This is a genomic window from Wolbachia endosymbiont of Zygogramma bicolorata, from assembly GCF_051130665.1.
Taxonomy (GTDB): Bacteria; Pseudomonadota; Alphaproteobacteria; order Rickettsiales; family Anaplasmataceae; genus Wolbachia.
In genome coordinates this window covers 508,059-522,771 of record NZ_CP149530.1, presented here as the reverse complement: position 1 = coordinate 522,771, position 14,713 = coordinate 508,059, and the positions used below count along the sequence as shown (strand labels likewise).

Annotated in this window: 16 protein-coding genes and 2 pseudogenes; 14 read left to right on the top strand and 4 right to left on the bottom strand. The window is 36.2% G+C overall.

What is annotated here, in order from left to right; translation table 11 throughout:
* The first annotated feature begins 35 nt into the window (after window positions 1-35).
* Window positions 36-788, top strand: coding sequence for a 5'/3'-nucleotidase SurE (surE, locus tag WKH12_RS02420; protein WP_434732557.1), 753 nt, complete (start codon window positions 36-38; stop codon window positions 786-788).
* 20 nt (window positions 789-808) lie between these two features.
* Here the strand turns inward: surE and hisS are convergent, their stop codons facing one another.
* Entirely contained in the window at window positions 809-2,035 is a 1,227-nt protein-coding gene (gene hisS, locus WKH12_RS02415) for a histidine--tRNA ligase (RefSeq protein WP_434732556.1), read from the bottom strand.
* Window positions 2,032-2,604 carry a NifU family protein gene (locus tag WKH12_RS02410; protein ID WP_434732555.1) on the bottom strand — a complete coding sequence of 191 codons (573 nt, stop codon included), beginning with the start codon at window positions 2,602-2,604 and terminating at the stop codon, window positions 2,032-2,034. The genes hisS and WKH12_RS02410 overlap by 4 nt, the downstream gene beginning before the upstream one ends.
* Window positions 2,605-2,799: 195 nt before the next feature.
* Between WKH12_RS02410 and WKH12_RS02405 the strand changes: the two genes are divergently transcribed.
* From WKH12_RS02405 to WKH12_RS02395, 3 genes are all read left to right on the top strand, one after another.
* Window positions 2,800-3,024 carry a DnaJ domain-containing protein gene (locus WKH12_RS02405; RefSeq protein WP_265015797.1) on the top strand — a complete coding sequence of 75 codons (225 nt, stop codon included), beginning with the start codon at window positions 2,800-2,802 and terminating at the stop codon, window positions 3,022-3,024.
* Between the two features lie 88 nt (window positions 3,025-3,112).
* Window positions 3,113-4,336, top strand: coding sequence for a cytochrome b (locus tag WKH12_RS02400; protein ID WP_353287047.1), 1,224 nt, complete (start codon window positions 3,113-3,115; stop codon window positions 4,334-4,336).
* Complete coding sequence (locus tag WKH12_RS02395) at window positions 4,336-5,097, top strand: cytochrome c1 (protein ID WP_406833358.1); 762 nt, start codon at window positions 4,336-4,338, stop codon at window positions 5,095-5,097. Before WKH12_RS02400 ends, WKH12_RS02395 begins: the two co-directional genes overlap by 1 nt.
* 788 nt (window positions 5,098-5,885) lie before the next feature.
* On the opposite strand, the gene WKH12_RS02390 is transcribed toward WKH12_RS02395, so the two are convergent.
* Window positions 5,886-7,040 (bottom strand): ankyrin repeat domain-containing protein, encoded by a 1,155-nt coding sequence (locus tag WKH12_RS02390; RefSeq protein WP_434732554.1) that lies wholly within the window; start codon window positions 7,038-7,040, stop codon window positions 5,886-5,888.
* Between the two features lie 352 nt (window positions 7,041-7,392).
* Between WKH12_RS02390 and WKH12_RS02385 the strand changes: the two are divergent.
* Together WKH12_RS02385 and WKH12_RS02380 are read left to right on the top strand one after the other, a co-directional pair.
* Window positions 7,393-7,470 (top strand): annotated as a pseudogene (locus WKH12_RS02385) (head decoration protein); the annotation flags it as partial.
* Between the two features lie 70 nt (window positions 7,471-7,540).
* On the top strand, window positions 7,541-8,536 hold the full coding sequence (locus WKH12_RS02380) for a major capsid protein (RefSeq protein WP_434732553.1): 996 nt from the start codon (window positions 7,541-7,543) through the stop codon (window positions 8,534-8,536).
* Window positions 8,537-8,612: 76 nt separating this feature from the next.
* Here WKH12_RS02380 and WKH12_RS02375 read toward each other — a convergent pair.
* A protein-coding gene (locus WKH12_RS02375) for an IS630 family transposase (RefSeq protein WP_434732061.1) occupies window positions 8,613-9,627 on the bottom strand; the annotation gives its coding sequence in 2 pieces (ribosomal slippage) (window positions 8,613-9,161 and window positions 9,163-9,627; 1,014 coding nt in all).
* Between the two features lie 70 nt (window positions 9,628-9,697).
* On the opposite strand from WKH12_RS02375, the gene WKH12_RS02370 reads away from it, so the two are divergent.
* From WKH12_RS02370 to WKH12_RS02335, 8 genes and pseudogenes are all read left to right on the top strand, one after another.
* Window positions 9,698-10,165, top strand: coding sequence for a phage baseplate assembly protein V (locus WKH12_RS02370; protein WP_434732552.1), 468 nt, complete (start codon window positions 9,698-9,700; stop codon window positions 10,163-10,165).
* A gap of 8 nt (window positions 10,166-10,173) precedes the next feature.
* Entirely contained in the window at window positions 10,174-10,428 is a 255-nt protein-coding gene (locus tag WKH12_RS02365) for a PAAR domain-containing protein (RefSeq protein WP_253308963.1), read from the top strand.
* Window positions 10,429-10,471: 43 nt separating this feature from the next.
* Entirely contained in the window at window positions 10,472-11,515 is a 1,044-nt protein-coding gene (locus WKH12_RS02360; protein ID WP_434732551.1) for a PDDEXK nuclease domain-containing protein, read from the top strand.
* Window positions 11,516-11,534: 19 nt separating this feature from the next.
* Complete coding sequence (locus tag WKH12_RS02355) at window positions 11,535-11,870, top strand: GPW/gp25 family protein (protein ID WP_434732550.1); 336 nt, start codon at window positions 11,535-11,537, stop codon at window positions 11,868-11,870.
* A gap of 2 nt (window positions 11,871-11,872) precedes the next feature.
* Window positions 11,873-12,655, top strand: coding sequence for a baseplate assembly protein (locus WKH12_RS02350; RefSeq protein ID WP_434732549.1), 783 nt, complete (start codon window positions 11,873-11,875; stop codon window positions 12,653-12,655).
* Window positions 12,655-13,814: pseudogene (locus WKH12_RS02345) on the top strand (phage tail protein). Before WKH12_RS02350 ends, WKH12_RS02345 begins: the two are co-directional and overlap by 1 nt.
* Window positions 13,815-14,008: 194 nt before the next feature.
* Entirely contained in the window at window positions 14,009-14,572 is a 564-nt protein-coding gene (locus WKH12_RS02340; protein ID WP_434732548.1) for an ankyrin repeat domain-containing protein, read from the top strand.
* Window positions 14,565-14,693, top strand: coding sequence for a hypothetical protein (locus WKH12_RS02335; protein WP_353275786.1), 129 nt, complete (start codon window positions 14,565-14,567; stop codon window positions 14,691-14,693). The genes WKH12_RS02340 and WKH12_RS02335 overlap by 8 nt, the downstream gene beginning before the upstream one ends.
* The last annotated feature ends 20 nt before the right edge of the window (window positions 14,694-14,713 follow it).

Below are 14,713 nucleotides of genomic sequence, written 5' to 3'. Positions count from 1 at the left end.
TACATAATTTGGAACTGTATAGCTGAGTATTGTATATGGTAATATTGATAACAAACGATGATGGCTTTGGAAGTGAAGGAATAAAATTACTCAAAGAGATTGCACGGAATTTTGCGTCAGAAATATGGATAGTGGCACCAGATACTGATAGAAGCGGGGCTGCAAGATCTCTTGATTATCCAGTGAAACAATCTATTGGAATAAACCAACATAGTGAAAGGGAATTTAGTGTGTCTGGTACTCCTGCAGATTGTGTCATTATTGCGCTAAATAAAGTTATGAATAAAAAACCAGACTTAATATTGTCCGGAGTAAATATTGGATCAAATGTCGGGGACGATATTTGTTATTCAGGAACAATTGGTGCTGTAATGGAAGGTGCTGCAAGGTCTATACCTTCTATTGCGCTGAGCCAAGTTTATCATGATAAAATAGACTGGCACAATACAAAGGTTTTTGCACCAAAGGTTATTGCCAAGCTAGTTAAGGTTGGTTGGCCTAAAAACATAGTGATGAGTGTAAATTTTCCTGCTACGGAAAAAGTAAAAGGAGTAGAATTTGCTGAACAAGGTGAATATAACATTGATGGGGATTTAACTTTTACTGAAAATTCGAATGGCTTTTTTAGCTTAAATTGGTCTCGAGAGCACTCAGGCAGTGGTAGTGTAAATAAAATAAAAGAAGGATTTATTACTATCACACCAGTAAAATTAGATTTTACAGATTATGATACATTGAATGCTATGAAAAATTCTTGTGCAGACGAATTTTCTTCTATAGCTGACTAAGAAAAACATTTGCATTGCTCCTAATTGATGTTTTCTATTGTGTTATCGCGAGCAATTATTTTTTCTTCACCTGTATCCATGTTTTTAATCTTTAAAGTTTTACTACTCAATTCTTCATCGCCAAAGATTAAAGCAGCTTTAGCATTTGCTTGATTTGCTTTTTTCATTCGGTTTTTAAGTGCTCCGCTATATTCGTAGACTACATATAAACCATTTCTGCGCAATTCATTCGCAAGTGTTAGAGCATGTTCATCAGCCTCTCTGCCGATCGGAATTAGGTAAATAGGTCGCTCTTCTTTCGGAGAATAATTGATTAACTCCATTATGCGTTCAATACCTCCTGCAAATCCTATCGCTGGAGTGTGTTTTCCACCTACTGAAGATACTAGATTATCGTATCTTCCACCGGCAAAAACTGCCCCTTGTGCACCTAAATCTTCTGTGACAAATTCAAATACTATGTGACAATAATAGTCTAGACCTCGAACTAATTTGCTATTTACAGTGTAAGGTATGCCAAGAGCTTGCAGTCCATTTAACACCTGGTCAAAGAAATATGAAGATTCTTTTGTATAGTGATCACTGATTTTAGGCGCATCAGAAATTATTAATCTATCTTTCTCATCCTTAGAATCCAGTATTCTGAGTGGATTTTTGATCAACCTGTTTTTGCTATCTTCTGATAGATCGTTTTGATACTTTGTAAAGTATAAGATCAAAGCTTCTCTATACTTAGTTATTGTTTCACTATCACCTAAAGAGTTGATTTCCAGCTTTACATTTTTATTGATGCTAAATTCAGTTAGTAAGTGCTGAGCGAGTGATATCAATTCAACATCGGCTTTTGAATCTTCTACACCAAAAACCTCAAAATTTATCTGATGAAATTGCCTCTGTCTTCCCTTTTGCGGTCTTTCGTAACGAAATGCAGGCCCTGTTGAAAATAATTTTATCGGCGTTTGCAGTTTTTTTTCAATTAATAGCCTAACAACCGCTGCAGTGAACTCAGGACGTAAAGTTATGCTCTTTCCCCCTTTATCATTAAAGGTGTACATCTCTTTAGTGATGATGTCTGAGCTATCACCTAAAGTCTTTGTGAAAACTTCCGTATATTCAAATATCGGAGTTTGAGCAGGCAAAAAGCCATATAGACTTGAGATTCTGCTTGCTGTTTGCTCTATGTGTTTAGACTTGTACCATTCATCAAACAGGAGATCTTTTGTTCCTCTAACCGTTTGATTAGTCATAGTGTGGTCTCTATACCTGCAACCTCTGGTATGTGGTAGCTCAGCATATTCTGCACTCCTTGCTTTAAAGTAATTGCAGCACTTGGGCATCCAGAGCAAGCTCCTTGTAACTCAACATAAACTATCCCGTCTTTATAGCCACGAAATTTGATATCGCCACCATCTTGAGCAACTGCAGGTTTGATATAACTTTCCATCAATTCTTTTATTCTATTTACAATTTCTATATCATTTTTATCAAAAAATTCTTCATCCGGTATATTATTATCATTTACTCCTTCTTTATCTAGTGCTTTTCCACCTGAAGTAAAGTGATCCATGATTGTAGTTAAAATTTCTACTTTTAATGTATCCCAATTAATTCCACCCAATTTTGTTACTGAAATAAAATCATGACCAAAAAACACTCTTACCACATGTTCTATTTGAAAAAGATTTGCTGCTAGCTTGGAGTTTTTTATTTCATCTGCATTTGAAAAATCAGCCGTTTCTCCTTCGTTTAGAATTCCAAATCCAGGGAGAAATTTCAGTGTGTTTGGATTTGGTGTTTCTTCAATCTGGATGAACATGTTATTTACCATGACAATTATAATTGTTACTATTTAATCATAAAATGATAAAAAAATATACATGTCATTCATCTTTTTTCTTTTTTTAGTATTCATAGTAGTTACATTTGTTTTGCCTAGCGTTGTTGTATTTTTTCTTTTCCTGACAAAAAAAATAACATAAGTTTCATGATGAACTCTATATTGAGTAAGTTTTTGAACGAATTTAATAGCAGTAGAAGTTATACTGAAAATTACACTGGTGATAACATGTCCAAAGATGAGGCATTAAAGATACTGGGGCTGAATCCTGAGGCAAGTCAAAATGAAATTAATAAAGCATATCAAAATTTAATGAAATTAGTTCATCCAGATAAAGGAGGCTCAGAGTATTTTGCACAAAAATTAAATGCGGCACGTGATAGGTTGCTGAAGAGGTAGTAATTAATATCGCTTTAAACTTTTTATTTGTGTGTAAAGGATAAGTTGCTACAATAAAACGAGTTAAAGGTAGAGAAAGCTTTAAGTTATGCAGAAAAAAAAAACAACGATAGAAGAAGAAAAAGGCATATTAGGGTGGATAGAATATAGATTGCCTATATTTTCTTTTTTGAAACACACTGCTTCTTACCAAGTGCCAAAAAACTTAAATTATGCTTGGAACTTTGGCTCTTTGGCTGGTATAGCGCTAATTTTACAAATAATAACAGGTATATTTCTTGCTATGCACTACACTCCGCATGTTGATTATGCGTTTAATAGTGTAGAGCGCATAATGCGAGATGTGAATTACGGGTGGTTAATACGCTACACTCACGCTGTTGGAGCATCGCTCTTCTTTATGGTAGTCTATGTTCATATAATGCGTGGATTATATTACGGATCTTACAAGAGGCCACGAGAGATGGTGTGGTTTGTTGGTATATTTATATTTTTTGCAATGATGGCAACTGCCTTTATGGGATATGTATTGCCTTGGGGACAAATGAGTTTCTGGGGTGCAACAGTCATAACCAACTTATTTTCAGCTATACCTTTAATTGGCAATAAAATAGTTATATGGTTATGGGGTGGTTTTTCCGTTGATAATCCAACACTTAACCGTTTTTTCGCTCTGCATTATCTTCTGCCTTTTGTTATTATTGCTTTAGCTATGCTTCATGTGATAGCTCTGCATAGGTTTGGCTCTGGTAACCCAAGTGGAGTGGAGGTAAAATCAGATAAGGATACCATTCCTCTCTATCCTTATTATATAGTCAAGGATTGCATAACTTTTGGCCTGTTTTTTGTAGTTTTGTTTGCATTTGTTTTCTATGCTCCTAATTATCTTGGACATCCAGACAATTATATAGAAGCTGATTCTATGGTCACTCCGGTACATATAGTGCCAGAGTGGTACTTTTTACCTTTTTATGCAATGCTACGTTCAATTCCAGATAAACTTACTGGTGTGCTTACCATGTTTGCGTCTATTTTAGTTTGGTTTTTGTTACCTTGGCTTGATAAATCAAAAGTTAAAAGTGGTGCTTATCGCCCAGTGTTCAAAAAATTTTTTTGGGTTTTTGCAATAAATTTTGCACTTCTTGCCTGGCTTGGAGGACAAGAGGTGAAAGAGCCTTACATCACTATGAGTAGGCTATCCACTCTTTATTATTTTGCATATTTTGTAATAATTTTACCGCTTCTTAGTAAGTATGAAAAGCCAAAAGAACCACCAAAAACCTTAAGTGATTCTGTGCCGGAGATGAAGTAATGCTGATGAGAAGTATGTTAGCTATACTTTGCATATTGTTTTTTGCTAATTTTGTGTATGCAGAAGAATTCAAGCCATCACCAAATAAAAAAATGGACTGGAAATTTGATGGAATTACCGGATCTTTCGATAGAGAGTCAATTCAACGAGGCTATAAAGTGTATAAAGAAGTCTGTGCTGCTTGTCATTCAATGAATAGGATAGCATTTCGTAATTTGCAAGATGTTGGTTTTTCTGAAGAAGATATAAAACAGATTGCAGCTTCTTATCAAGTTAAAGATGGTCCGAATGATTTGGGTGAAATGTTCGATAGACCTGGAGTACCTTCGGATTATTTTATTGCACCTTTTGATACAAAAGAAGCAGCTGCAGCAAGCAATAATGGTGCAGTTCCACCAGACTTATCGTTAATTATTAAAGCAAGGCATGATGGTGCAAATTATGTCTATTCACTGTTAACAGGCTATCAAAACGGCGAGCACGATGAAAATGATTTATACTTCAACCCTTACTTTTCAACAGGCAGGTTAGCTATGGCGCCACCACTTTCTGAAGGAATGGTGGAATATGATGGTGCAAGACAAGCCACAGTTGAAAATATGGCGTATGATGTGATAAATTTTTTACAATGGGCAGCAGAGCCAGAATTAGAGCGCCGGCATAAACTTGGATTAAAAGTAGTGGCGTATTTTATAATTTTAACAGTGTTTTTTGTATTAACTAACAATAGAATTTGGAGCAAGCTCTATAAAAAGAAGTGATAGTCAATTTTGCCTCAAATACAATGGTTGTCATCCAAGTAGCTAACACTGGTTCCTTTATGACGGCAGTGCCCAGAGGTGTCATGCAAGTAGCTGACAACATAGAAACGAAAAACTTACTTGACAAACTCCGCCAGCCCCCTTATCATAAAACTGAAGCTATTTATTTATCTTCACAATCTCTGCAGTGGATTAATGACAAAAAAACTTAATGTATTTGGCGTAAATCATGCTTAATTTTTTGCACTATGTGCACCTCATGTCTTTATAAAACTTTTAGGTTTCTACCTATACAAGCCGAAACGCGCTTATAAAGCGTTTAAGACAGCAAAAAACGTCAAATTGACAAGGGAGAATTTGAATACTAGCTACCCTGGGGTTTCTTTGCCTTTTTTCCTGCTTGGTAAATTTCTTAAACACTTGCGATGTAGGTTAGTTGCAAGTTAAAAGCAGCTAAATCGATCTTAATCAAGCGTTTTAGAATAAAAAAAACGCCGATATTTTAGTACTTAGTGAATAGCCAACCACCACGGGGCTTCTTTTGCCTTTTTTTCGTTTGGTAAATTTCTTAAATATTTATAGCTAAAGATTGCACGAATGTTGCAATTACAAAAGCGATCTCTACTAGGAGGATGTCATCCCAGTGCACAGAGCACTGCCATGAATGAACCAACAGGACCAGAGCCTGCGATGATAATGTTTTTCATTTTTACCTCATATGAACCACCTAATGCTAGGCTTACCATAATATGAGATATAATGCAACAGTTTTTTTATTTAGAAATAGACTACTGTGGTGATTGCTGTGCTGCTACAAAACGCTCATGTTCTACTCTTGCCATTTTAGTACTGGGTTTAAATATCTCATATGTGATACGACCAGCTGCAAGTGCTGCTACTGTAACTATAGCCGCTGCGCCTATCATACGTGGTGCATCTGGTGTAATATTGCCAGTTGTAAAAAGTGTTATTGCTGCTACAGCCCCTAGTAACAGTGTTGAATAACGAACAAAGAGATCTTTATTGTATGCTTGTTTTAACTTCATTAAGTACCCAGTTTCACGAGGACGGTCTTGTGTGAAACCCCAATCAACACGGCTTTGCCAAGCTTGCCTTTCATACACATAATGGTCTATTGGAGTTGCACCATTGTTATCCTTTATCCAAGGGTCTGCCCCAAGTTCTACTAAGGCTAATATTGTTTTTTCTGAACCTAAATGGGCAGCTATATGTAGGGGAGTCTGTCCAAGATTATCTATTATATCGATTTTTGCTCCTTTTGCTGCCAGAAACTTAATTGTGTCCACTTGAAATAGCGAAGCAGCTTTATGTAGAGGGGTATCTCCTTGTGCATTTTTGAAATTGAGATCTGCACCATTATCTATCAGAAATTCTGCTATATCTGTCTTTCCATCATTGGCAGCAGAATGTAGATGACCGTTTAAAATAACTGCTCCATTTTCTACTAATAACTTTACTAGATTTATGCTCCCACCTTGGCCAACTGTCCAACCCAAAGGATCTGATTCATTAATGTCTGCTCTTCTGGCTATAAGGAGCTTTATTATTTCTACATATTTTTGATGATCTTCAGCGGCATTTTGCTGATACATGGGGCAAGCTTTGTTTACAGTAAGAGACAAAGGAGTTTCTTCACCTCTTGTTTCAGTTTTTGCATTGATATTCGCCCCATTTTCCAATAAGAACTGCACCATCTCTATGCGGCCATCTTCAACAGCTTCGTGCAGAGGAGTATACTTGATATCACCACTAATATTTGCACCAGCTTCTATCATAGCTTTGAGAATATTCATATAACCATTTCGATCAGCTATACGAAGTGGGTAATCTAATGAAAACCCACTTTCTTGCCATGATTTATATTCTTTTTCGCATAGCTTATATTTGTGTTTGCAAGTATCCCCATTGTGAGTACAGTTCATTCATCCTCTTCTCAAACTCTCGTTGTATTTTTTTAACTATGTTATTTGAGTTTAAATCTTGATCATTATTTAATACTTCCAGTATTTCATGTAGCGGCTCCATAGTCACCCTCTCTCTTTAATTAAATAATACATTATGACTACCCTGTAGAAGAGAGTCAATTAAAAGGCATTTGAGGCAAAACTTTCTACAAATTAAATTATGTAAAAAAATGTTTGCACATTATGTAATTGTTCAATATAAATGGCATTAATTGTCAAGATAAGGTGTTTTATGCAAGCTGCAGAGCAAAAAACAGAACAGCAAATATTATCAAAAGAACTAAGAGAGGATAAAAGGCTACAGTTAACAAATATAACTGAAGAGCAAAAAGCTGCAGCAATAAAGCAACTTGAAGCACGAGGAATCATCATCCGCAAGGGAGTTTAAACGCCAACTGCCTAACTGAAGAGCAGGGCTACCAAACATCTTAAAACACACAGCATTAAGGGGAAAAAACATGCAAAATCCATTTACAAATCCAGCATTTAGTATGACGGAATTAACTAAAGCAATAAACATATTGCCGATAAATTATGGTCGCGTCGAAAATTTAAAATTATTTCCAAGTAAATCAGTAAAAGTTCGTCATATTACCATAGAAGAGCAAAACGGAGTATTGAGTTTACTACCAACGCAAGTCCCAGGAGCGCCTGCAACAGTGGGAAAACGTGGAAAACGAAAAATAAGAACATTTACGATACCACATATTCCCCATGATGATGTAGTGTTACCAGAGGAAGTACAAGGAATAAGGGCATTTGGGTCAGAAAGTGAACTTACAGCACTGGCGAGTGTAGTAACAGATCACCTGGAGTTGATGAGAAACAAACATGCGATAACGTTAGAGCATCTGCGAATGGGGGCATTGAAGGGGATTATTCTGGACGCAGATGGCAGTGAGTTATTAAATCTGTATAACGAATTTGAAATTACACCAAAAGTAGTAAATTTTGCGCTGGGAACAGCAACAACCGATGTCAAGCGTAAGTGTCTGGAAGTATTGCGCCATGTTGAAGATAACTTAAGTGGTGAATATATGACGGGGATTCATAGTCCAGAGTTTTTTGATGCTTTAACTTCTCATGCCAAAGTAAAAGAAGCATACGAGAGATGGCAAGAAGGAGCAGCACTCCGGAACGACATGAGATCAGGATTTACGTTCTGTGGAATAACATTTGAGGAATATAGAGGGCAAGCAACTGATCCTGAAGGAAACGTAAGAAGATTTATTGAAGGAAATACCGGACATTGTTTTCCACTTGGTACAGCAAGCACATTTACTACTTACTTTGCGCCAGCAGACTTTAATGAGACGGTAAATACACTAGGAAAACCGTTATATGCAAAACAAGAGCCAAGAAGGTTTGATAGAGGGACCGATTTACATACTCAGTCAAATCCTTTACCAATGTGCCATCGCCCAGGAATATTAATCAAAGTCGTTGCAGCATAACAATACTGGTAGAGCAACTACAAAAGTGGTGAGGCATGAAAGTGCTCTACCAGTATGCCCCTTCTTATACCAAATCTCATAAATAAGCAGGCAAATAACTCACAGAACAAATGGTTTTGATCGAACTTTCCGTAATATTACGAATGAATGCACATACAGTATCCTCCAATAAACTAACAGAGTCATATATTCTATTTTTAATGAGATTGTCTTTCAAATATTGCCATAAACGCTCTACTGGATTTAACTCTGGTGAATATGGAGGTAAATAGATTAAGGTAATATTTTGTGGTATTTTTAAACCTTTGGATCTATGCCATCCTGCACAATCCACAACAAGAAATGCCTCCCTTGTTCCTAAATATTGTGACATCTGCTCAAGGAATATATTCATACAATCAGTATTGACGTTTGGTACGAATAAGCTAGAACTCTCTCGATTTCTAGGATTAACTGCACTATAGAGATAAAAGTTTTGCCTACCTAATTTTACCTTAACCTGTGTCCTAATGCCTTTTTTAAACCACCCGTGTCCAATCTTTGAATGTGTGCCAAACCGCGACTCATCGAAGAAAAATAGCTCTTTTTCGGGATACGTGACAATAGTTTCATTAAGATTTTTTTTTAAACTCTTCTTGTTTATTTTTATCCTGTTTATTGTGCACAGGCCTTGGAGTAATATACGAAAAACCTAACTTTTGCATCAGTCTATGTGCTGTAGACTTACTTACCTCAATAGAAAACATTTTCTCAATTATGATTTTTAATTTCTTAGCCGTTAGGTTGGCTCCTTCTTCTGCTATGACATTTTTAATTTCTTCTTGCTGCTTGTAGCTCAACTTCGGCTTTACTCCACGTCCTGGTTGTATTTTAAACGCATTGACTCCTCCTTCCTTAAATCTTGTAATCCACTTCATCAATGTAGTTCTAGTAATTCGGTATATTTGAGCAACTTTTGTTATTCCATATTCTTTTGCAGATATTATTGCCTGTAATCTTCTTCCTATCTCTCCTCTTATGCCGTGCTTCTTTAATTCCAGGTTACACTTATTATATAATTCTTCTCCTATTGCTTTACTTTTTCCTGCCATAACTCCCCACTAATTCTTAAATTATTCTATTTTAGAAATTTTTCTTTATTCCTCTATTTATTTTTAGGAATTGGTATTAGACCATAATTTTGCCATTGCAGAGCTAAATAGAAGGCTAGCGAACATTATTCGTATAGGTCTAGTTAAAGAGATAGACTATGAAAAGGCAAGAGTGCGGGTAAAAGTAGGAGAATTTTTGACCGATTGGTTACCGTGGATAACAACAAGAGCGGGAGAAGATAGAAGTTGGTTTTCCCCAGATATTGATGAGCAGGTGATGGTATTATCGCCATATGGAGAGTTGTCATTAGGGGTGGTGTTACCGGCAATATATCAGGAAAAGTATCCTCCTCCGGAAAGTAAAAAAGAAGTAAGTAGTGTAAAATTTCAAGATGGAACAAAATTATCGTACGACAAGGAGAATCATCATCTTGAGATTGATGTAGTAGATAAAATAACGTTGAAAGTAGAAGGATCAAGCGTAGAGATGACAAAGGATGGAATAAAACTTAAGGCACAAAGAATAAATCTAAATTAGGAAAAGGAATGAATAAATCAGTTATATGCCTAGGAGATCACTGCGGGGAAGCGTTGCCGCATTTTTGTATAAGTGGAAGCAGAGATATATTTGTAAACGGAAGACCAGTTTGTCGGCAAGGAGATAGTTTTACAGAAGGTAAGGTAATGGCACAAGGGTCAAAAACAGTGTTTGCAAATGGTCATGGTATAGGAAGAGTTGGGGATTCAGTATCTTGTGGGTTTAAAGTAATAAGTGGAAGTAGTAATGTTTTTTCAGAATAAAAATAAACCATGTGCTATACTTACCAAAAGTAAAATTATGAACATGGATATAACTACTAGCCTATTAGGAGACGTTAGTAATTTAATAGATAGAGCAAAGAATCATCTTTCTGTTCAATTCAATTCTACTCTAGTATTGTTAAACTGGGAAATTGGCTCCAGAATTGATCAAGATATCCTAAAGCACAAACGTGCAGATTATGGGAAGCAAATCATCTCCCAACTTGCAAAAGAACTTCAGATGAAATATGGACGTGGATTTGATAGAGCTTCATTGTTTCGGATGGTGCAATTTTCCAAATTCTTTCCCGATCAAGAAATTGTCGCGACACTGTCACAACAATTGAGTTGGTCACATTTTGTAGAAATTATTGCAATTTCTGATGAGCTGAAGCGTAATTATTATATAGAAATGTGTCGTATTGAAAGATGGAGTGTTAGAGCACTACGTAGTAGAATCGATACCATGTTGTATGAACGTACAGCACTAGCAAAAAAGCCTGAGGACTTCATAAGACAAAGCATCAAACAGTTACGTGAAGAAAATACGTTAGCCCCCGAATTCATTTTTCACGATCCATACTTCCTTAACTTTGTGGAATTGCCATCAAGTCATAGTGAGACTGATCTAGAAAATACGATTTTGGATGAATTGGTAAAATTTTTACAAGAGTTTGGTAATGATTTTTGTTTTGTGACACGTCAAAAAAGGATGAGTACCGAAAGAATTGATAGGTATTTAGACTTGCTATTTTTTCATAGGGGATTAAGGCGCCTTATTGCAATAGAACTAAAAATTGGTCGATTTGAACCAGCTTATAAAGGACAGATGGAATGGTACTTAAATTGGTTAGATAAAAATGAACGAAAACCAGATGAAGAAAAACCCCTAGGGATTATTTTGTGTGCTGATAAGGATCAAGAAGATATAGAATACCTGGAGCTTGAAGGATCTAATATTCATGTTGCACAGTATTTAAGACAGTTGCCTCCTAAGGAAATCCTTGAGGAGAAGTTGAGAAAAGCTATCTCTATAGCTCGTGAAAAATACGCAAGTACTAAGAAGAAAATGATTAAACAGATATAACACAAAAGGCAACGTGTTTATGCGAGGAATGGACGTTAATACTGGAAAAGAGTTAGAAGGAATAGAACATTTAAAGCAATCAATAGTTAATATTTTAACCATTCCTATTAACAGCAGAATAATGCGCAGGAGCTATGGGTCAAGATTACTTGAGTTAGTTGACCGGCCAATCAATCGTGATTTTACGTTAGAAATTTACGCAGCAACCGCTGAAGCACTGGAAAAATGGGAAAAGAGATTTAAGTTAGAAAAAGTAAAAATAACAGAAGTGAAAGAAGGGAAAGTCACAATTTCTTTGGATGGGATTTATCTACCAAATGGGGAAAAGATTCGCTTTGATGGAGTTGTGGTATAAAGATGGAGCAGCCTAACATTATTGAGCCACTGAACTTCGAAGAAATCTTTTCACGTATGAAGGAGGAGTTGATACGTCGAGACTCAAGTTTTACAGTATTGGTAGAAAGTGATCCAGCAATAAAGATTTTAGAGGTAGCAGCATGGCGAGAACTTTTGCTCAGAGAAAGAATAAACGAAGCAGCAAGGGGCAACTTACTTAAGTTTGCAAGGGGAGAAGAACTTGATGATTTAGCTGAATTTTACGGAGTGGAAAGGGAGAACGGGGAAAAGGATGAACGATTTAGAAAAAGAATCAAGGCAAGAATAGTTGGCTCAAGCACAGGAGGAAATTATCGGTATTATGCATTATCAGCAGATACGAGAGTAAAAGATGCATTAGTAGAATCACCTGTACCAGGAAAAGTACAAGTTTCAATCTTATCAACAGAATTATCCACACTGCCAGAAGAATTACTAGAAATTGTCAGAAATCAGCTAAACAGGGAGGATGTGAGGATTTTAACAGATACAATAGAAGTGGTAAGTTGCAATATTATAGAAATAGATATCCACAGTAAAATTAGCATTAAAAGACCAGATATTATTGAAACGGTGAAGAAGAAATTTATCGAAAAATTTGAAACAACGAAAAGATTAGGATGGAAAGTAACGAAATCATGGATTATAGCCAACCTGTTTGTGGATGGGGTAGAAAACGTGGAATTAATAGAGCCAAAAGAGGACGTTGTGGTACGAGGGAATGAGTGTGCTTTCTTAAAAAGTTTAAATGTTGAGTTGAATTAATGCTATTACCACCAAACGCAACAAAGCAAGAAAAAGCGCTGATTGATGCAATCGATTACAAAGTAGACCCAAGCTGTGTAAAAGGATTTAAATTTAGCCCAGGGGAAAAAGTATTGCCGTGGATAATAGAGGAATATGGGTTAGAAGAGATTCTGCGTTGGGCAAAAGAGAAAAGAAGAGCGATAAAAGAAGGGGTAGAATTTCAGCGTTTAAGAGGAACACCAGCGTCACTAAAAATAGCATTAAAATGGGAAATATAGAAGATATTACAATTATTGAAGAGCCACCCGGAGAACACTTTTTTGAATTACAGATAGGGATAAAAGATGTTCCGAAAGACTTCTTTGTTGATGCAGTAGTAGAACTAGCAAAACTATCATTACCTGCAAGATCACGGCTAATGAGGATTTTTAACGATTATTATAATGCGCAGAGATTTATATTGGATGAGAGTTTATTTGGAGATCTTCTTTCTGACTATTCGGGGGTAAAAGTTGAAAAAGATGGACCAGTGTTATCATTTGGGAGAGTAAATTTTTTCAGGTCTAGTGGTCCAGTTATTAGGATTATAGAAAACTATCTACGCGATCATTATGAGCAGGCATTAAGTAATGATCTGTATAGGCTAGATGTAGCAATACTTGGAGAAACCGAGCCTCACACAAAGAATTATAACGGTATTTATGAAAGAAATCATGTGTGGTATAACTTCAAAGCGCTATATCCGCTACCACAGAGTTTATTACCGGCAATTAAGTTTGCTAAAGCGCAGATAGTATTATCGGACAGTTGGAGTTTAGGAGAAATAAACGCATGTTTTCCAGTAAGTAGTATAGAAGAGAGGGGAAAAAGGTTTTTACTAGGAAGTGATAAGCTATCTGAACAAGTGTGGAATTTAAAATACAAGCCAATTTTAGAAAGGTTTAGCGTTACCTATCATTACAAAGTAGAAAACTCTACCGATCAAAAAGTTATAAGATTTGGTTTAGCAAAGCACTATGTTCATTTTGAAAGCGAATTAAATTCAGAGCAAAAGGATGCAATACAGGAGTTAGAAAATTACATTTTAGTATTTTACCCAGGTGTACTAACTTGGCATGAACATCGACATTTGAACAGGTCCTGGGAAGAAAAACAACCTATATGCTTAATGAATTAAATACATATATTTATATCTCCATACACTACATTAACATTCGGTAAAAATGTGTGTTTTTTGAAAAAAAGAAGTTGCTTTTCCATGCCAAAACAGCTATAAATTAGGTAGGTGTAGGTAAACATAAGAAATTGATCTTGCACTGAAGTGAGCCAAATTGGCGACTTTATGTATGTTTTTATAGTGGGGTAACTAAAATGTTCAATTTAAATAAAAGACTGGAAAAATTAAAGGAGAATTCATTTCGTGGAATAAATGAAAAAGACGCAGCAGGTTGCACAATATTGCACCGAGCAGCACAAGTGTCAAATCCAGAAGTAATAAAGTTATTGATAGAAAAAGGTGCAGGTACAAACGATAGAAACAATAGAGGCGAGACACCATTGCACCTAGCGGCATTCTATGGAAAGGTAGAGAATGTAAAAGCACTGATAGAAGGAGGAGCAAATGTAAATGCTATAGATGATGGAGGATATACGGCATTACATAGTGCGAGCTTAATGAGTTGTGAAAAGACAGTAAGGGAGCTAATAAAAGGAGGGTCAAATATTAATACTGGGAACTACATAGGAAGGACCCCCCTACATGAAGCAGTATTTATGAGGGAAATAGGGAACGTGAGAGCGATATTAGAAGCGGGAGGAGATGTAAATGCGAAAGACCAAAAAGGATACACGCCAATAGATCTGGCATATATGGCAAATAGTGAGGAGATAATGAGAGAGTTAGTGGCGAAGCAGAAGGTTATGGAAGTTGATTGAGAAAAGGAAGGAAATGGTGGAAAAGGAGGTGTTGTCATTAGAGAGAAAACCGTTGGCAGAGCTGAGGGAAAAGGCACAATTATTTGATGATTTGGGAGAGTGCTCAATTGATGAAAGATAGCGGATGCAGCTATGTGTTTC